Raw genomic sequence first — 18,822 nt, 5'->3', positions numbered from 1 at the left:
GCCAACGGCCCCGCCCCACAGACCTTGCGCCAACTGGCCAGCCTGCATGCCGGCGATTGGGCAGCGGAGCATCAACCCAGGGTTGAAGCCGTAAGCCGCGCAGCAAGCGAACGCATCGCCACCCTCGCCCGCTTATCGACGCTAACCACCGCGCTGGCGCAAATGGATTTTTCGCTGCTGTACGACAGCAAGCGCGACCTCTTCGTGATCGGCTACAACGCCGAAGAGCGCAGGCTCGACAGTGGTTACTACGACCTGCTGGCATCGGAGGTGCGGCTTACCCACTTCGTGGTGATCGCCCAAGGCCAAATCCCACAACGGGCGTGGTTCACCCTGGGCCGCCTGGTGGGCGAAAACGCCGGCGTGGCGACCTTGTTGTCGTGGACCGGCTCGATGTTCGAATACCTGATGCCGATGCTGGTAATGCCCAATTACGACGGCAGCCTGCTCGACCAAACCTGCCGCGCCGCGGTGGCCGTGCAAATAGACCATGGCAATACTTTGGGCATCCCTTGGGGCGTCTCGGAGTCGGGCTATTACACCCTCGATGCCCACCTCAATTACCAATACCGCGCCTTCGGCGTGCAAGGGTTAGGGCTTAAGCGCGATTTGGCCGATGACGTAGTGATAGCGCCTTACGCCAGCGCCCTGGCACTGATGGTTGCCCCGGAGGCGGCTTACCGGAACCTGCAACGCTTGGCTGACCAAGGCTTGGCTGGGCGCTATGGCTTGTACGAAGCGGTCGATTACACCGAAGCCCGGCTGCCACGCGGGCAGCGCTTGGCCGTGGTGCAGTCATTCATGGCGCACCACCAGGGCATGAGCCTGTTGGCCTTGACCAGCGTGTTGCTCGACCAGCCGATGCAACGGCGTTTCGAGGCCGACCCGGCGTTGCAATCAGCCTTGCTGCTGCTGCAAGAGCGGGTTCCCAAAGCCACCGCACCCTACTTGCAAACCGCGCCGTCGCCGGCGTTAGGTGAGCCCAGCCCAGGCCATGACAGCGGCCTTCGGGTGTTCACCGAACCCGGGGGCAAGCCGCCGGCCGTTCAACTGCTGTCCAACGGCCGTTATCACGTGATGCTGAGCAGCGCAGGTGGCGGCTACAGCCGCCGCAACGAGATGGCCGTGACCCGCTGGCAGGAAGACGCCACCCAAGATAACTGGGGAATGTTCTGCTATTTACGCGACGTCGACACCGGTGCCTTTTGGTCGGCAACGTACCAGCCCACGTTGCGCCAGGTCGCCAACCACGAGGCCATATTCAGTGACGCCCGCGCCGAGTTCCGTACACGGGAACTGGACGTGGATGCCCATATGGAAGTCGTTGTCTCGCCGGAGGACGACATCGAACTGCGCAGGCTGCACGTGACCAACCGTGGCGCCTCGGCCAAACGCGTGGAGATCACCACCTACGCCGAGGTGGTGCTGGCAACATCGAACAACGACGCCATGCACCCGGCCTTTAGCAAGCTGTTCGTGCAGACCGAACTGCTGGCGCCGTTGCAAGCCATTGTGTGCAGCCGCCGACCGCGCGCCAGCGATGAAGGCACGCCGTGGATGTGCCACCTGCTGGCCGCCCATGGGGCCGACATCGACGCCATTTCGTACGAAACCGACCGCGCCCGCTTCATCGGCCGCGGGCGAAGCCTTCAGGCGCCGGCCGCGCTGGATGCCGATTGCGAGCGTTTATCCGGCAGCGCCGGCCCGGTGCTCGACCCGATCGTTGCGATTCGCTGCCGCCTCACCTTGCAACCGGGCCAGAAAGCCACCATCGACTTGGTCACGGGCGTGGCCAACAGCCGCGACGAGTGCCTGTACCTCATCAACAAGTACCGCGACCGGCACCTGGCCGACCGGGTCTTCGATTTGTCCTGGACCCACAGCCAAGTGCTGTTGCGCCAGCTCAACGCGTCGTTGGCCGACGCCCGCCTGTTCGAACAAATGGCCGCCTCGCTGCTCTATGCCAACGCCTCGATGCGCCCCGACAGCGCCGTGTTGCTCAGCAACCGGCGCAACCAGCCCGCACTTTGGGGCCAGGCGATATCCGGCGACCTGCCGATCGTGCTGTTGCAAATCTACAGCCTCGACAAGATCGAGCTGGTACAGCAGTTGATTCAGGCCCATGCCTATTGGCGGCAGAAAGGCCTGATGGTCGATTTGTTGATCTGGAACGAAGACCAAGCCGGTTATCGCCAACAACTGCAAGACGCCATCATGGGCTTGATCACCTCGGGCAGCGAAGCGACCTTGGTCGACCGCCCGGGCGGGATTTTCGTGCGCCCGGCACAGCAAATGTCGAGCGAAGACCGCACCCTGGTGATGTCGGTCGCACGCTTGGTGCTTAGCGAGGGCTTCGGCACCTTGGACGAGCAAGTCCAACGCCGGCGCATGGTGCCAGTGCATCCACCGTTCGTGGCGGCCCACCGCTACCGGCCTGGGAAACGGCCGGCCAACACCGCCGCCGCGCCGCCACTGTTACTGGGCAACGCCTATGGGGGGTTCAGCGCGGATGGCAGCGAGTACGTCATTTCCCAGGCAGCGGCCACGCCGCCCCCGGCGCCCTGGGCCAATGTGATCGCCAACGCGCAATTCGGGACCGTGGTGTCCGAAGCCGGCAGCGCCTACACCTGGGCCGAAAATGCCCATGAATTTCGCCTTACCCCCTGGCACAACGACCCGGTGACCGACTTCAGCGGCGAGGCCATTTACCTGCGTGACGAAGACACCGGGCACTTTTGGTCCGCCGCGCCGCAGCCGTGCCCAGGCAATGGCCCTTACCGGACCCGCCACGGTTTTGGCTACAGCGTATTCGAGCATGACGAAGACGGGATTCAGACCGAGCTGTGGGTGTATGTGGCATTGGACGCACCGATCAAGCTCTCTCGGCTGCTGGTGCGCAACCTGTCTGGGCGCAGCAGGCGCCTGACGGTGACCGGTTACGTGGAATGGGTATTGGGCGATCTACGCAGCAAATCGGCCATGCACGTGGTGACCCAACCGGACCCGGTCAGTGGTGCGCTGTTCGCGCGCAATGCCTATTCGGTGGAATTTTCCGAGCGCGTAGCGTTCTTCGACACCGACGCTACCCCGCGTGGCATCACCGGCGACCGCACGGAATTCATTGGCAGCAACGGCACCCTGGCAGCCCCGGCGGCCATGCAGCATGCCGGGCTTTCGGGGCGCCTTGGTGGCGGCCTGGACCCTTGCTGCGCGATACAAGTGGCGGTGGAACTGGCGCCAGGGCAAAGCACTGAAACCGTGTTGCGCCTGGGCGCGGAAACGAGCGGCCACGCGGCAACCCAATTGGTACAACGCTACCGCGGCGTGCGGGTGGCCGCCGAGCAACTGCAGCGGGTTCGCGAGCACTGGCGCTCGCGGCTCTCGGCCATCCACATCGAAACGCCCGCGCCAGGCCTGGATGTGATGGTCAATGGTTGGCTGATGTACCAGGTTATCAGCAGCCGTTTCCTGGCACGCAGCGGTTATTACCAATCCGGTGGTGCTATTGGTTTTCGTGACCAGTTGCAAGACAGCATGGCGATGATCCACGCCGAACCGGCCACGGCCCGCGCGCATTTGCTGCTGTGCGCTGCGCACCAATACCCCCAGGGCGATGTACAGCATTGGTGGCACCCGCCGCTGAGCCGCGGGGTGCGCACCGCCTGCTCCGACGACTTCCTCTGGCTGGTGGCGGCCACCAGCCGGTATATCGAGATCAGCGCCGATTTGGCCGTGCTCGACGAACCGGCCGGTTACCTGGAAGGGCGTGCGCTAGCCCCGGGCGAAGAATCCTACTACGACCTGCCGGCCAGCTCGGGCTTGCACGAACCCCTGTATCGCCACTGCGTGCGCGCCATTGAACACAGCCTGCAGCGCGGCGTCCATGGGTTGCCGTTGATGGGCTGCGGCGACTGGAACGACGGCATGAACCGCGTCGGCCAACTGGGCCGTGGTGAAAGCGTGTGGCTGGGGTTTTTCAGTTGCCAGGTACTGGAGCAGTTCGCCGTCGTCGCCGGCCTGCACGGCGACCCTGACTTCGCGCAGCGCTGCAACGAAAACGCCGCGTTGCTGCGCAATAGCTTGGAGCAAAGCGCTTGGGACGGCGCCTGGTATCGCCGGGCCTGGTTCGACGACGGGCAAGTGCTCGGCTCGGCGACGAACGACGAATGCCGTATCGATTCCATCGCCCAAAGCTGGTCGGTGCTCTCCGGCGCAGGCTCGCCCACGCGCCAGCGCCTGGCGATGCAGGCGCTGGACCAATACCTGGTCAAACCCGACATCCGTGCCGTGCTGCTGCTCGACCCTCCGTTTGATAAAGGCGCCCAAGACCCTGGCTACATCAAAGGCTATGTACCGGGCGTGCGCGAGAATGGCGGGCAATACACCCACGCCGCCGTGTGGGCTGCCATGGCATTCGCCAAGCTGGGCGACAGCGCCAAGGCCTGGGAGCTGCTGAGCATGATCAACCCGGCCGACCCCGCCAACTGTGCCCGGGCCGGCACCTACAAAGTCGAGCCCTATGTGATGGCCGCCGATGTCTACGGCACGCCGCCACATGCCGGGCGTGGCGGCTGGACCTGGTACACCGGCTCGGCCGGGTGGATGTACCGCCTGAGCGTCGAATCGCTGCTGGGCCTTCAACGCAGCGGCGACACCCTTAAGCTAGAGCCGTTGATCCCCGCCGATTGGCCTGGCTTCACCCTCAGCTATCGATTCGGTGCCACCCAATACCATTTCGATATACGCCAAGGTGGCGGGCGTGCCACCGCGATCACCGTCGATGGCGATTTGATCGAAGGCAACGCACTGCAATTAGTGGATGACGGTGTCGAGCGCTGGGTGCGTGTGGAATGCCCACAGCGCTTGCCACGGCCGCAGCCATTGGCCTATGCGCGGGCGGTGGATGACTAACAGCGCCGGGTACCGAGCATTTGCGTATTGGCCGCGCAAGACGGGCGCCCCCGCTTGCCGGCGCATCCGCCGACGGCGAAAGTCGGCGTTCACCTACTGAGGCAGTCAATCAGGAAATGATTCGTTGCGTAGAATCGACGAGTCCGCTGGCCCGCTTGGCCGACCCTTCCGACGTGGCGGCCGCTGCGCTGTTCCTGGCGCCACACGACAGCAGCCTGGTCAACGGAAGCGAATTGTCCGTCGACGGCGACGCAGCACAAATCTAAGCCTTACGTTGCCCAGCGCAACGGGAAACCAAGCCACTTCGCGCGTTGGCGCGCAACGTAAATCCAAGCCGGTGATTAGGTTTTGGTCCGCCCATGTATCAATTATCCGCCGTCACGCCCCGCCATCTTGCCGCTTACAATAGGGTCATCAGGCCTGCCGCCGTGATGAATCAGGTTTTGATACCGGCTTTACGCGGGCACAGTGCTGGCGGCGCACCGCGGCGCACGCCTGAAACACCCGCGGGCTATTCACCTGCCGCGCTCGCGCGCAGATAGAGTACCCTGGCCCGGTGTGACGTTCCCCTGCCAAGGTGTTCAACATGTACGTGTTACCGGAGCCAAACCCCAACCACTTGCTGGCGGCCTTGCCAGCCGACGAGCGCGCGCGCCTTGCCCCGCACCTGGAACCGGTGAGCCTGGCCCTAGGCGAGGTGTTGTATGAACCGGGCGATACCCTACGCCATGTGTACTTTCCCACCGACGCGATCGTCTCGCTGCTGCACGTCATACAAAATGGCGCCTCGGCCGAGGTGGCCGTGGTCGGTAACGAAGGTTTGGTCGGCATCGCCTTGTTCATGGGCGGCGAAAGCACTTCGAGCCGGGCCGTGGTGCAAAGCGCCGGGGGGGCCTTGCGCTTGCCGGGGCACCTCCTGAAGGCCGAGTTCAACCGCCATGGCGACCTGCTCCTGCTGATGCTGCGCTACACCCAGGCACTGATCACCCAAATGTCGCAGACCGCCGTATGCAACCGGCACCATTCCATCGACCAGCAATTGTGCCGCTGGCTGCTGTTGTCGCTGGACCGCCTGCACGGCAACCAGTTGAACATGACCCAGGAACTGATCGCCAACATGCTCGGCGTGCGCCGTGAGGGCGTGACCGAAGCGGCGGGTAAGCTGCAGCGCCAGGGTGTGATCGAGTACAGCCGTGGCCAGATCACCGTACTGGACCGTGCCCAGTTGGAGCGGCTTAGTTGCGAATGTTACCGGGTGGTGAAGACTGAAACCGATCGGTTGCTGCATTACACCCGCCGCCAAGACGAATGAACGAAGCCGAACACGGCGCGCGCCGTAGGCGGCACTGCGGGTTAAGCGGCGCCGGGTAAAAACCCCCACAACGCCGCCATGATCGCCTCGGGGGCATCTTCCAGGACCAAGTGCCCCGCCTGCGGTACCCGCACCAGCCGTGCGTGGGCAATCCGTGCCAGCAATGCTTCGCCGCGCTCGATGGGAAGCCATTGGTCTTGCTCGCCCCAGATCACCTGTACCGGGCAGTCGATTTCGCCATAGCGGTGCTCCACTTCATCGGTGTAGCGGCGGTCCATGTGGGCGATTTGCCGGTAGAACGCCGCCTGGCCCACATCGCCTGTCCAAGGGCCGGTATGCATTTGCATATCGGCCTGGCGAAGAGGCCGGTGCGCGGCACCGCCAATGTACGCCGGCAAAATCGCCTCGTGGATATACCCTGGCAACTGGGCGAAGGCCTGCTCGTATTGGCGCACATGCTGCACGAAAGGCGACCCCCAGGGCGCCAGCGCCACCGGGTCGATCAACGACAGCGTGGCGTAGCGGCAGCCGCCGAGCAGGTAGGCGCGAAGCGCGGTCGCGCCGCCGAAGCCATGGGCAACCATGTGCGGGCGGTGCAGCCCCCAATGTTCGAGCAATGCTGCCAGTACCCGGTTTTGCACAGCCGGGGAAACGTCTTGGCCGGCCCGCATTTCAGACTGCCCATAACCGAGCAGGTCGAAATAATAAACCCGATAATGCTGTGCCAGCAGCGGCGCCAAGCGCCGCCACACTTGCGATGAAAACGGCGTGCCATGCACCAGTACCATGGGCGCCCCCTGCCCCAGCACGCCATAACGTACCTGCTGCCCCTCGAACGTGTAGCGCTTCTGTAGCGGTAGCGGCGTCATGCTTCACCCCCTTGTGGTTCACGCTCGGCCCGCACAACCATCCAAACACCCCCGCCAGACACCAGGGTGCCCAACAACATCGACCACGCCAGCGGCTCGCTGAATAGATACGCGGCCCACAGCAACGTGAGCGCGGGGCTCAAGTAGAGCACGCTGGCCACCCGTGCCGGCGTGGCGCGGCGCAGGCACAGCCAGTACAGGCCATAGCCACCCAGGGTCGACAGCCCCGCCGTCCATAACACGCTCAACCCAAAGCCCGTGTTGGGTACCGGCCACAGGCTGCCTTGCCAGCCCTGGGCAAAGCCGAAAGCCAGCGCTGACACGCAGCATTGCAGCCATAAGTTCGGCAGCAGACCAAGCGTTGGGCCTGCCTGGCTGTGCTTTTGCCACAGCGTGGCAACGGCCAGCGACAGCATACCGAGCAAGGGCAAGCCGTAAGCCCACCAGGGCGCATGGCCCCACGCCAAGGCGCCCTGGGTGGCCAGCACCACACCGGCCAAACCGGTCGCCAGCCCTGCCCACACGCGCCAACCCTGCCGTTGGCGCAGCACGGCTGCGGCCAGCAGCGCCATGCCGAGCGGCAACAGGTCGGCAAACAGCGCGGCGAGCCCCGCCGGCACACCCAGCGCGATACCCTGGATCACGCCGCCCAGGTACCCGGCCATGGCCAACACGCCGATACCGGTATGGCGCAGCAGTGTGCGCGGAGAAGCCCTTCGAAGCTGCCCCGCCACAAACGGCAGCAACACCAACGTGACCACTACGCAGCGCCAGAACACCACCAGCAATGCCGGCGCATAATCGATGGAAAACCGCGCGCCCACAAAGCCGGAGCTCCACGCCACGATCAATGCTAGTTCCAACAGTGGCAACGGCACGGTCCACAGCCGGCCAGCCGGGGTGGGCTGGCTGGCGATAGCGGGGGTGCAGGCTTGGGCGGTTTTCGAGGTCTGATTCATGGCTGTAGCGTAAGCATCTGCGCTACTCTAATAAATCAAAATAACTTGGCTGACTCGTTCACAAAGTCTAAACCATGGCCACTACGCTCGACATCGACCTCGTTCGCACCTTCCACGCCGTGGCGCGCCTCGGCCAGTTCCGCGCAGCAGCGGCACACCTGCACAAAAGCCCTGCGGCGGTGAGTGTGCATATCCAGCGGCTCGAAGCCCTCGCCGGTGGGCGGCTGCTGGAGCGCGACAACCAAGCCGTAACGCTCACCCCACTGGGCGAGCGGCTGCTCGGTACAACCCGCGAGTTGTTGCACACCCACGACCGCGTTGTGGCGCAGTTGCAAGGCGCGCAACTCGCAGGCCGGGTGACCATTGGGCTACCCGATGAATACGCGGCCCATGTTATCCGCGACATCTTGCCGGCGTTCGCCGCCACCTGGCCTAACGTGGTGCTGGAGGTAAGAACAGCGCCCAGCTACACCCTGCGCGAGCAACTGGCGCGGGGGGCGCTGCAGTTGGCGGTGATGGCCTGCAACGCAGGCGCGGCGCCCGCCCAGGCGCAGTTGCTGACGGCGACCACGCCGGTGTGGGTAGGTGCCAGCAGCGCCATGGGGCAAGGCCCAGGGCCGGTTCCGCTGGCGCTGTACGCGGCGGATTGCCCCTACCGCGAAGCGATGTTGCGAACGCTCAAAGCGCACGGCCGCACCTGGCGCGTGGTGCTGGACAGCCCGTCGAGCCAGGCGATCAATGCCTGCGTAGAGGGCGGGCTGGCGGTAACCTTGATCGACCAGGCACGGGTGACGGCGAGCATGCAACAGCTGCAGGGCATGCCCACGGTAGCCCAGCATGAGGTGGTACTGGTGCGTGCGCCGGGGGCCGCTGGTCATGCGGCGCTCGAGTTGCTCGCGGAGGCGATTGGGCGGTACTTCCACCTTTAAGCCCGGCCAGCAGCCAGGCGCCCCGCTTTAGAGCTGGCAAAGGTTCGGCGTTAACACCGGCGCTGGCGACGGGCTATTCCCAAAATCGATGGCCCCCTCTACAATTGCGATCAATTCCCATTATTAACCGGCCATTGAATGGAGGCCCCGGTGCCTACCGCAACACCTGACGCATTACCACCAGGGAGCCTGCATAACCTTTATTGCGACCACCACGGTTGGTTGCAAAGCTGGCTGCGGGCGCGGTTAGGTGACCATGAGCGCGCCGCCGACATCGCCCAGGACACCTTTGTGCGCTTGCTGGTCACCCGCCGCCTACCCTCCGCTGGCGAAGGCCGCCGCTTCCTGGTGCAAATCGCCCGCAACTTGGTGGTCGACCAGTGGCGCCGGCAGCGCGTCGAACAGGCCTACCTGCAAAGCATCGCGCACCTAGGCGAGCCTGACACGCCATCGTTGGAAACCCGCGCCATCGTGGTCGAAACCCTGGTACGTATCGACAACATGCTCGATGCCATGCCGGCCAAGGTGCGCGAGGCCTTTTTGCTGTCGCAGTTCGAGGGCCTGAGCTATGCCCAGATCGCCAGCCGCCTGAAGGTCAGCCTCAGTTCCGTGCAAAAGTACATGACCCGCGCCATCCAGGCCTGTTACCAGGTGCTATACAGCGAATGAGCCACCCCGCCGATGCACCTATCGCCCCGGCCGTGGTTGCCCAAGCCAGCCATTGGCTGATGCTCCACTGGGGCGGCGAGGTCAGTGGCCGCCAACAGGCGCAATTCGAGGCCTGGCATGCCGCCGACCCTGAGCACCGCCGGGCCTGGCAGCGCCTGCAGCAACTGCAGCAACACCTGGCCGGGGTGCCGGCGGGCACCACCCTCGCCGTGCTGCGTAGCCTGCCCGACCCGCGCCGCCGGCACATACTCAAGCTATTGGGGCTGTTGCTGGTGGCCGGTGGCGGTGCATACCTGGCAGAACAGCAACTGCCCTGGCGCCAGGCGATGGCCGACCTGCACAGCGGTACCGGGCAACCCCTGCGGCGCAACTTGGCCGACGGCAGTTGCTTGCAGCTCAACAGCGGTAGCGCCGTGGATATCCGCTTCAGCGACCGTGAACGGCGTATTCGCCTGTTCGCCGGCGAACTGCTGCTCACCAGCGGGCATGACCCTGCCCCCCATTATCGGCCGCTGGTGGTAGAAACCGCAGCCGGTGAAGTACAGGCGCTAGGCACCCGCTTTTCGGTCTACGAGGTGGCTGGCGGTAGCCGTGTCGAACTGTACGAAGGCGCATTGCAAGTGCGCCCTCGGCGCGCCACGGCGTTCCCGTTACAGGCCGGCCAGCAGCGCTGGTTTTCGGCCGAAGGTAGCGGCCCCCTCGGTGTGGCCGACGCCAACGCCATCGCCTGGGCCGAAGGTAGGCTGGTGGCTGAACGCACGCCGCTAGGCCTGTTCACCGCCGAACTGGCGCGCCACCGCAGCGGTTTTTTGCGCTGCGATCCGCGTGTGGCCAGCTTGCCCTTGACCGGGGTGTTCCCCCTGGCGGACAGCGACCGGGTGTTGCTGGCCCTGGAGCATGCGCTGCCGGTGCGCGTGCAGCGGTTGACACGCTACTGGGTGTCGATTGGCCCACGCGATTGACGCAAAAAAAAAGCGAATGAGCCTTGTCGGTTTCGCCGGCTCGCTCGGGTTACCTCTTGAAAACAACCACACGCATTCTCAAGAGGACACCCAGGAATGCCCCGCCAGCCCGCCGTCCAACGCTTTCCCTTCACCAAGGCTTTTCGCTACCTCGCCATCCGCGGCCTGCTGGCCAGCAGCGCATTGCCGCTGCTCACTGCCCACGCAGAACCAGCCGCGGACACGCAAACGCGCCAATATGCCATTGCCGCCGGGGCCCTCGACCAGGTACTGAACCGCTTCGCGCGCGAAGCCGGCATTCTGCTGGCTGTGGATAGCCAATTAACCGCGGGCAAGCGCAGCGTTGGGCTCGAAGGCCGTTACGATGTTAACGGCGGCCTCGCCCAACTGCTCGCCGGCACCGGCCTGCAGGCGGTCAATGCCCAGGGCAACTACGCTTTGGAAATGATACCCAGCAGCGCCGGCATGGTGGAGCTGGCCAGTAGCTCGATCGTGGCGGCAAGCGTCGGGGCGGTGACCGAAGGCACCGGCTCGTACACCACCGGCGCCAGCAGCACGGCGACAAGGCTCGACCTTACACCACGGCAAACCCCGCAAACCTTGGTGACGTTGACCCGCCAGCAACTGGAAGACTTCCAATTAGACAACGTCAACGACGCGCTCAATGCCGCCGGGGTGAACGTTCAAAGGGTGGAAACCGACCGCACCTACTTCGCCGTTCGCGGGCTGGATGTATCGAACTTCCAGCTAGACGGCATCGGCGTGCCGTTCAGCTCCGAAGAGCAGATGGGCGATATCGACACGGTGCTCTACGACCACATCGACGTGCTCAAGGGCGCCAACGGCTTGGCTGCCAACCCTGGCAACCCTTCGGCCACGGTGAACTTCGTGCGCAAACGACCCACCCGGGACGCCCAGGCCCAGGCCAGCCTTGGTTACGGCTCATGGGCCACCCGCCGCACCACGGCGGACGTGTCCGGCCCGCTGAACGAAGCCAAAACCCTGCGCGGCCGCGCGATCGTGATGGGCCAGCAAGGCAATTCGTACCTGGACCGCTATTCAAAAACCAAGAACGTGTTCTCCGGCATCCTCGAAGCGGACCTCACCGATAACAGCACCTTGGCGCTGGGCCACTCCGAACAGCGCAACCGCCCCAACGGCATCATGTGGAGCGCCTTGACCCTGTACAACAGTGATGGCTCGCCGGCGCGCTACAGCCGCTCGCACAATACCTCCCCCGGCTGGAGCTACTGGGACACCAACGACAAACAAACCTTCGCCGATTTGACTACCGACTGGGGCGGCGGCTGGCAAACACGGGCCACCGTCAACTACCGAGAAACCACCGGCGACGGCAAAATGTTCATGGCCTACGGCACCCCCGACACCGGCCTGAGCAGCTATGCCTCGAAGTTCGACCGCGATGAGCGCCAGGTGCTGGGCGACGCTTACCTCAAAGGCCCCTTCGCGCTGTTCGGGCGCATTCACCAGTTGGTGGTCGGTGCCGACTGGGCAAAAGACACCACCCGCTGGACCTCTAACGACGACGCCTCGGGCATCGCATTGCCCATAGGGTTCAATGGCCATTTCCCAGAGCCCGCGTTCGCCCAGCAAACCAGCTATGCCGACTTCGTCAATTACCGGCGAAGCTACTATGGCGCCGGGCATTTCAGCCTGACCGACACGCTTAAGCTCATCGTCGGCGCCAACTGGAGCAAACTGAGCAGCCGCGGGGTGCAAACCGGCGACGACCATGACTTCGACAAGTCCAAACTCAGCCCTTACTACGGCTTGGTCTATGACTTTCAGCCCCATTACTCGGCCTACCTCAGCTACACCAAGATCTTCAACCCACAGTTCAAGACCGACGTCGACGGTGCCCTGCTCGACCCGGTCGAGGGCAACAGCTTCGAAGGCGGTATCAAAGGTGAGTGGTTCGACAAGCGCCTGAACGCCAGCCTCTCGCTGTTCCGCACCCGGCAAGATAACTATGGCGAATTCGACGCCTACGTCGATGGCCAGAACCGCTATAAAGGTGTGAACATCATCGCCAAGGGCTACGAGCTCACGGTCAGCGGCGAACTGCTGCCGGGGTGGGAAATGAACGCTGGGCTGACCCATTTGTTTTCCCTGCGCGACAGCGACGGCAGCGCGGCGCGCACCTACACACCACAAAACTACCTGTACCTGGGCTCGACCTATAACGTGGCGGCAGTCAAAGGGCTCAAGGTGGGCGCCAGCATGACCTGGCAAAGCGATATCTATCGCGACCAGGGGGTCACCTCCACCCGCGGCGACGCCATCGTCAGCCGCCAGGCCAGCTACGCCGTGGTCAACGGCCTGGCCAGCTACGACCTCGACGAACACTGGAACGTGGCGCTGAACGTGAATAACCTGTTCGACCGCAAGTACCTGACCAGCCTGTACTGGGACCAGTCCTACTACGCGGCGTCGCGCAACGCCATGGCCACCGTAACGTGGAAGTATTGAGCGCTTCGCGGCCGACGCTTGCGCGGCGGTATGCGCTAAGCTCATCGGCTGGCGCGGCAATAGGCCGCTTTTTGGCAACCGCAACTGGGAGCGCACGATGCACACTGACCCACTGGCCTGGGGCCACGGCCCTCGCACCTTCGAGGTGTTTTTGGAGCCCACCTGCCCGTTTTCGGTCAAGGCCTTCAACAAGCTCGACACCTTGCTGGCCCAGGCCGGCGAAGACCGCCTCACGGTAAAAATCCGGCTGCAGTCGCAACCCTGGCACATGTATTCACCGGTGGTCGTGCGCTGCGTGTTGGCGGCCGCCAGCCTTGCCGACGGCAAAGCACAGGCCAAGGCAGTGTTGGCGGCGGTGGCGGCCCATCGTGATGAGTTCGAGTTCGAACGGCATGCCGGTGGCCCGAACATGGACGCCACGCCCAACGACATCATCGCCCGGCTTGAAGGCTACAGCGGGGTGCCGCTGCGCGAGGCGTTCGCCGAACCGGCGTTGGAGCAGGCAGTGAAGTGGCACGCCAAGTATGCGCGGCAGAACGGCATCCATGTGTCGCCCACCTTCATGATCGACGGGCTGGTGCAGCCGGGGATCAGCAGCGGCGATTCGGTAGAACAGTGGCTCGAACAGCTTAAGCTGTAACAGGCCCGCCGCGCCGGGCCAGAGCACGGGCGCCATGACGGGGTTGGGCAGCGCGCAGGGGGTGCCTCAAGGACCCAGCAAGGCCGCCACGGCGGCCCCCGCCGCCCGCGCCACCGCCAGCAAGCGCGCTTCGCCCATGCCTTCACGGGCACAGGCCGACAGCCCGGACAAGGTGCAACCGATATAGTCAGCGACCGCTTGCGCCGCGTGCGGGTGGCTGGCGGCGACAAAATCACGGACCCGCTCGCGCCGGCTTTCGGCGACCTTACGGGCCAACTGCACATTCGGTTCATCAACCTCGCCGCGTACCGCCTCCAGCACCAGGCAGCCCCGCTGGGTGGGGTCTTGCACATAGGTGCGCGCGGCCTCTTCGAGCAACAGCGCCAGGGCCAGGTGCGGCGGGCGGCCGGGCAGCAGGTAGGTGTCCAACGCCAGTACCGAGGCGGCATAGCGCTCCAGCACCTCGGCAAAGAATTCGGCCTTGCTACCAAAGGCCTTATAGAAACTCGGCGGTTTGATACCGAGCACCTCGGTCAGTGCCGCCAAGCCAACCCCTTCGTAACCCTGGGCGTGAAACAAGCGCTGGCCCAGAGCCAGCGCGGCTTCGGTATCGAAGCCGCGTGGGCGGCCGCGCCCGGCCTTTAAGTTAGCAGCCACTACAAAATTCTTTGATACGAGGTTCAGATAAAAATATAGTGGCCACTAACTTATTTCAAGGAGCAACCTGATGAGCGACTTTATCGGCCAGCGTGTGCTGGTCATTGGCGGCAGCCGAGGCATCGGTGCCGCCATCGTCTCGGCATTCGCCCGCGCCGGTGCCGCGGTGCAGTTCACCTACGCCGGCGCCCACGCGGCGGCCCAAGCGCTTGTGGCCGCCACCGGTGCGGTGGCCAGCCAATGCGACGCCGCCGACCGCGAAGCGCTGGTCGCCGCGATCGCCAAGGCTGGGCCATTGGATGTGTTGGTGTACAACGCCGGCCTCTTCCTCAGCGGTGACCCGCTCAGCCTGGAGCCGGCAGCGGTGGACCGGCTCATCGACGTCAATGTGCGCGGCCCCTATCATGCTTCGGTGGAAGCGGCGCGCACCATGCCGGAGGGCGGGCGGATCATCCACATTGGCTCGGTCAATGGCGACCGCATACCTTTCCCAGGCCTGGCCGCCTATGCTCTGAGCAAGTCAGCACTGCAAGGCATGGCCCGTGGCCTGGCTCGCGACTTCGGTGCGCGCGGCATCACCGTGAACGTGATCCAACCGGGGCCCACCGACACCGACATGAACCCCGCCAGCGGCCCCGACGTCGAGCTGATGCACAGCGTGATGGCGATTAAACGCCACGGCAGTGCCGAAGACGTCGCCGCCTTGGCGCTGTACCTCGCCGGGCCTCACGCCCGCGGCATCACCGGTGCCATGCACACTATCGACGGCGGCTTCGGCGCCTGAACCCAGGAGGCTACACATGCCCCAGCACAGCGAAACAGTGACCATTTACGTAACCTACGAAGGCGATGCGACCACCCCGTTCGACCGCGACTATTACGTCAACCACCACCTGCCCCTGGTGATGCAAGCCTGGCAACCCCACGGGTTGCTCAGTGCCTCGGCGTTGTTCCCGGCACAGCCGCAGGCCGGCACCATCGCCCTGTGCGAATGCCGTTTTCGCGATGAAGCGGCGCTGGCGGCGGCGTTCGCCGCGCCGCAAACCCCGGGGGTGATCGCCGACGTGGCGAACTTTACCGGCGTAACACCCGTGCAGGTTCGCGCCGTACCCTTGGCCTGAGCACAGGAGTACCTATGGATATTGGAATGATCGGCCTCGGCGCGATGGGCCGCGCCATGGCCCACAACCTGCTCACTGCCGGCCACCGGGTGACCGCCTGGAATCGCTCGCCGGTCGAGCTGCCGGGCGTCACGCGGGCGGCCGACCCCGCCGAAGCGTTCCAGGGCGACCTGGTGCTGACCATGTTGGCCGACGATGGGGCGATCGAGGCCACGTTGCTGGCCCCCGGCGTGCTACAACGGGCCAAACCCAGTGTGGTGCATGTGGTGGCATCGACCATTTCGGTCGCGTTCGCCGAGCATCTGGAGCAGCTGCACCAGGCCGCCGGTTTGGGCTACGTGTCGGCGCCCGTGCTCGGCCGCCCGGACGTGGCCGCCAAGGGCGAGCTGAACGTGCTTGCCGGCGGCGCGCCCGCAGCGGTAGCACGTGTGCGGCCAGCGTTGGAGGTGATCGGCGGGCGCATCTAGGACATGGGCTCGCGGGCAAGCACCGCCAATGCCGCAAAAATCGCCTGCAACATGATGATCACCATGGCCATCGAGGCGATGGCCGAAGCGGTGGTGTTGACCGAAGCCAATGGCCTCGACCGGGCACAGTTCTTCGAATTGATCCTCGGCACCCTGTTCGGCAGCCGCACCTACCAGGTGTATTCGGCCAACATCACCGCGGGCCACTATGACCCCGGTTTCAAAGCCACCTTGGGCCTGAAGGACTTGCGCCTGGCCGGCGATGCCGCCACCGCCATCGGCTGTAGCTTGCCGATGCTCAATGCGGTACGCCAGCAGATGCAAGCCACCGTGGAGGCGGGGGCGGGCCAGCGGGACTGGTCCGCCATGGCCGACTTTACCCTTCGTTCGGCCCAGGGAGGTAACCCTGGCAGCCCGTAAGCTTGCCGACGCGATCGATACCCTGCCGACGCTCAAGAGCTGCTACGCAACGGCAGCGTCGCAGAACCCTACAGGCAGCGGCCAGTAATACGTGCCCGGCAACATCTTCAGCCTTGCACAACGTTGTGCTGGCGGAAATCACTCGCCCGCCGCCGGCAGTTGGCGACCAGGCTTGGCGAACAGCGCGGCGACGGTCGGCACCTACACGTGGGCGCGTGGATAAACGGCTAAAACCTGCGTGAAACGCCGGCCAGGCATGTCGCCTGGCCATCCGAATGCGTCCGCTCATCGGGCGCAACGTTGTCTTCGAATTGCAATAATCGGCGAACAATAACTATGCCTCGGAGTTTCGATGTTCGCCTTTTTCCGCCCTGCCCCTCACCGCGCGCCGTTGCCGGCCGAGCGTATCGACCCCACCTACCGCCGCCTGCGCTGGCAAATCTTCGCCGGGATCTTCATCGGCTACGCCGGTTATTACCTGCTGCGCAAAAATTTTTCCCTGGCCATTCCCTACCTGGTCGAAGATGGCTACAGCCGCGGGGAGCTGGGCGTGGCGCTGTCGGCCATCGCCATCGCCTATGGCCTGTCGAAGTTCCTCATGGGGTTGGTGTCGGACCGCTCCAACCCGCGCTACTTCCTACCCGCGGGGCTGCTGCTGTCGGCCATGGTGATGTTCGTATTCGGTTTCGCGCCGTGGGCCACCTCCAGCGTTGCGGTGATGTTCGTGCTGCTGTTCATCAACGGCTGGGCACAGGGCATGGGCTGGCCACCGAGCGGGCGAACGATGGTGCACTGGTGGTCGCAGAACGAGCGCGGCGCGGTGGTGTCGGTCTGGAACGTAGCGCATAACGTCGGCGGCGGCCTGATCGGGCCGTTGTTCCTGCTGGGCCTGGGCTGGTTCAACGATTGGCATGCGGCGTTCTACGTGCCGGCGGCGGTGGCCGTGGCGGTGGCGGTATTCGCCTTCGCGATGATGCGCGACACGCCACAGTCGGTGGGCCTGCCGCCGGTGGAGCAATACCGTAACGATTACCCCGAGGGCTACAGCGAAGCCCATGAGCGGGAATTCAGCACCCGCGAGATCTTCGTCAAGTACGTGCTGCGCAACCGTATGCTCTGGTACATCGCGTTGGCCAACGTGTTCATCTACCTGCTGCGTTATGGTGTGCTCGACTGGGCACCGACCTACTTGAAGGAGGCCAAGGGCTATTCGGTCGACACCAGCTCCTGGGCATATTTTTTCTACGAATGGGCCGGTATACCCGGCACACTGCTGTGCGGCTGGTTGTCAGACACCCTCTTCAAGGGCAACCGTGGGCTCACCGGCATCGTGTTCATGGTCGGGGTCACCCTCGCCACGCTGGTGTATTGGCTTAACCCCAGCGGCCACCCGGCGGTAGACCTGGCGGCGCTGTTCACCATCGGTTTTTTGATCTACGGCCCGGTCATGCTGGTGGGGCTGCAGGCGCTGGAGCTGGCCCCGAAAAAAGCCGCCGGCAGCGCGGCCGGCTTCACCGGCTTGTTCGGCTACCTCGGTGGCTCGGTGGCCGCCAGTGCGTTGATGGGCTATGTGGTCGACCATTTCGGCTGGAACGGCGGCTTCATCCTGTTGGTGGCCGGTTGCCTGTTGGCAATTGCCTTCTTGCTGCCGACGTTGCGCCATGCAAGGGTAGACGCCGCCTAAGCCACGGTACCGGCAGGGCGCCACAGTTCGCCATAGAGCAACCACAGCGCCGTGCCGGCCAGCAAACCGGCCATGCACAGGTTAAACGCCGCCAGCGCCCGGGGCTTGCCCAGCCAGCGGCGCAGCCGATCGCCACCCCACACCCAGCACAGCAGCGACGGCACACCGATGCCAAAGGCGGTGGCGGTGATGGTCAGCGCCCCCAGCCACTGGCTACCGGTGGGCATGAACAGCACCGCGGCGTTGAGTACCATGATCCATGCCTTGGGGTTCACGCATTGGAACAGCATGCCGCCGACGAACCCCACCGGCTTGCCGATGCGGCGTTGCCCCGGCGCACTGGCGCGGGCCAGCTTGAGGGCAATCCATAACAGGTACAGGCAGCCAAGCACCGCCAGCGGTTTGCGCACCGGCTCCAATACCCCGGCGGCGCCGGCCAGTAACAGGCTGCAGAGAAAAAATTGGGCGGCATTGCCGAGCAGGATGCCAGACAGGTGCGGCAGGCTGCGGCGTACGCCGAAGTTGGCCCCTGATGCCGTGAGCATGAGGTTATTAGGGCCTGGGGTAATGATCATGACAAGCAGGTAGCTGAACAAGGCGAAAAATTCGGGCATGGTGGCTGTTCCTTTGGGCACGAAGCGATCGTATGCAAGCGCCACGAAGGGGTACAGCACCAGCCGAACTGTGTTTCAATGGTAACAGTTTCCCTTGCCCAGCAGGCTTGCCATGCCC

At 64.5% G+C, this 18,822-nt stretch carries 17 protein-coding genes; 13 read left to right on the top strand and 4 right to left on the bottom strand.

Features of this window, described 5'->3' with window-relative positions:
- From HAQ05_RS26190 to HAQ05_RS26180, 3 genes are all read left to right on the top strand, one after another.
- On the top strand, positions 1 to 4,911 hold a 4,911-nt coding region (locus tag HAQ05_RS26190), incomplete at its 5' end, for a glycoside hydrolase family 94 protein (RefSeq protein ID WP_274603328.1).
- 116 nt (positions 4,912 to 5,027) lie between these two features.
- Positions 5,028 to 5,177 carry an SDR family oxidoreductase gene (locus HAQ05_RS26185; RefSeq protein WP_190426807.1) on the top strand — a complete coding sequence of 50 codons (150 nt, stop codon included), beginning with the start codon at positions 5,028 to 5,030 and terminating at the stop codon, positions 5,175 to 5,177.
- A 320-nt stretch (positions 5,178 to 5,497) separates the two neighbouring features.
- Positions 5,498 to 6,223 carry a Crp/Fnr family transcriptional regulator gene (locus tag HAQ05_RS26180; protein WP_190426804.1) on the top strand — a complete coding sequence of 242 codons (726 nt, stop codon included), beginning with the start codon at positions 5,498 to 5,500 and terminating at the stop codon, positions 6,221 to 6,223.
- Positions 6,224 to 6,264: 41 nt separating this feature from the next.
- Here the strand turns inward: HAQ05_RS26180 and HAQ05_RS26175 are convergent, their stop codons facing one another.
- Both HAQ05_RS26175 and HAQ05_RS26170 read right to left on the bottom strand, forming a co-directional pair.
- Complete coding sequence (locus tag HAQ05_RS26175) at positions 6,265 to 7,092, bottom strand: alpha/beta fold hydrolase (RefSeq protein ID WP_190426801.1); 828 nt, start codon at positions 7,090 to 7,092, stop codon at positions 6,265 to 6,267.
- The gene (locus tag HAQ05_RS26170) at positions 7,089 to 8,051 is read right to left on the bottom strand and encodes a DMT family transporter (RefSeq protein WP_190426799.1); all 963 of its coding nucleotides are present in this window, start codon (positions 8,049 to 8,051) and stop codon (positions 7,089 to 7,091) included. Before HAQ05_RS26170 ends, HAQ05_RS26175 begins: the two co-directional genes overlap by 4 nt.
- A gap of 74 nt (positions 8,052 to 8,125) precedes the next feature.
- Between HAQ05_RS26170 and HAQ05_RS26165 the strand changes: the two genes are divergently transcribed.
- The 5 genes from HAQ05_RS26165 to HAQ05_RS26145 all read left to right on the top strand — a co-directional run bounded on the left by HAQ05_RS26165 (position 8,126) and on the right by HAQ05_RS26145 (position 13,741).
- Positions 8,126 to 8,980: a LysR substrate-binding domain-containing protein gene (locus HAQ05_RS26165; RefSeq protein WP_190426795.1), complete on the top strand. Its 855-nt coding sequence runs from the start codon at positions 8,126 to 8,128 to the stop codon at positions 8,978 to 8,980.
- 150 nt (positions 8,981 to 9,130) lie between these two features.
- Positions 9,131 to 9,649, top strand: a complete 519-nt coding sequence (locus tag HAQ05_RS26160; RefSeq protein WP_338050282.1) for a sigma-70 family RNA polymerase sigma factor — start codon at positions 9,131 to 9,133, stop codon at positions 9,647 to 9,649.
- Positions 9,646 to 10,611, top strand: coding sequence for a FecR domain-containing protein (locus tag HAQ05_RS26155; protein WP_190426789.1), 966 nt, complete (start codon positions 9,646 to 9,648; stop codon positions 10,609 to 10,611). The genes HAQ05_RS26160 and HAQ05_RS26155 overlap by 4 nt, the downstream gene beginning before the upstream one ends.
- A 96-nt stretch (positions 10,612 to 10,707) precedes the next feature.
- Complete coding sequence (locus HAQ05_RS26150; protein WP_190426783.1) at positions 10,708 to 13,101, top strand: TonB-dependent siderophore receptor; 2,394 nt, start codon at positions 10,708 to 10,710, stop codon at positions 13,099 to 13,101.
- A gap of 97 nt (positions 13,102 to 13,198) precedes the next feature.
- The gene (locus tag HAQ05_RS26145) at positions 13,199 to 13,741 is read left to right on the top strand and encodes a DsbA family protein (protein WP_190426781.1); all 543 of its coding nucleotides are present in this window, start codon (positions 13,199 to 13,201) and stop codon (positions 13,739 to 13,741) included.
- A 66-nt stretch (positions 13,742 to 13,807) separates the two neighbouring features.
- Here HAQ05_RS26145 and HAQ05_RS26140 read toward each other — a convergent pair whose 3' ends face one another.
- A complete protein-coding gene (locus HAQ05_RS26140; protein WP_190426779.1) occupies positions 13,808 to 14,398 on the bottom strand; it encodes a TetR family transcriptional regulator in 591 nt (196 codons plus the stop codon).
- Positions 14,399 to 14,468: 70 nt separating this feature from the next.
- Here HAQ05_RS26140 and bdcA point away from each other — a divergent pair, with 70 nt between their 5' ends.
- From bdcA to glpT, 5 genes are all read left to right on the top strand, one after another.
- Positions 14,469 to 15,182 (top strand): SDR family oxidoreductase, encoded by a 714-nt coding sequence (gene bdcA, locus HAQ05_RS26135; protein WP_190426777.1) that lies wholly within the window; start codon positions 14,469 to 14,471, stop codon positions 15,180 to 15,182.
- 16 nt (positions 15,183 to 15,198) lie between these two features.
- Positions 15,199 to 15,519, top strand: coding sequence for an EthD family reductase (locus tag HAQ05_RS26130; protein WP_190426775.1), 321 nt, complete (start codon positions 15,199 to 15,201; stop codon positions 15,517 to 15,519).
- A 14-nt stretch (positions 15,520 to 15,533) separates the two neighbouring features.
- Positions 15,534 to 15,986, top strand: coding sequence for an NAD(P)-dependent oxidoreductase (locus HAQ05_RS28495; protein WP_202988118.1), 453 nt, complete (start codon positions 15,534 to 15,536; stop codon positions 15,984 to 15,986).
- A 3-nt stretch (positions 15,987 to 15,989) separates the two neighbouring features.
- Positions 15,990 to 16,406, top strand: coding sequence for an NAD-binding protein (locus HAQ05_RS28490; protein WP_202988117.1), 417 nt, complete (start codon positions 15,990 to 15,992; stop codon positions 16,404 to 16,406).
- 352 nt (positions 16,407 to 16,758) lie between these two features.
- Positions 16,759 to 18,090: a glycerol-3-phosphate transporter gene (gene glpT, locus HAQ05_RS26120; protein ID WP_190426773.1), complete on the top strand. Its 1,332-nt coding sequence runs from the start codon at positions 16,759 to 16,761 to the stop codon at positions 18,088 to 18,090.
- On the opposite strand, the gene HAQ05_RS26115 is transcribed toward glpT, so the two are convergent.
- Entirely contained in the window at positions 18,087 to 18,704 is a 618-nt protein-coding gene (locus HAQ05_RS26115; RefSeq protein ID WP_190426771.1) for a LysE family translocator, read from the bottom strand. The genes glpT and HAQ05_RS26115 overlap by 4 nt on opposite strands.
- Between the last annotated feature and the right edge of the window lie 118 nt (positions 18,705 to 18,822).

This window comes from Pseudomonas typographi (genome assembly GCF_014694385.1).
Taxonomy (GTDB): Bacteria; Pseudomonadota; Gammaproteobacteria; order Pseudomonadales; family Pseudomonadaceae; genus Aquipseudomonas; species Aquipseudomonas typographi.
This window is presented reverse-complemented; position numbering and strand designations above follow the sequence as displayed.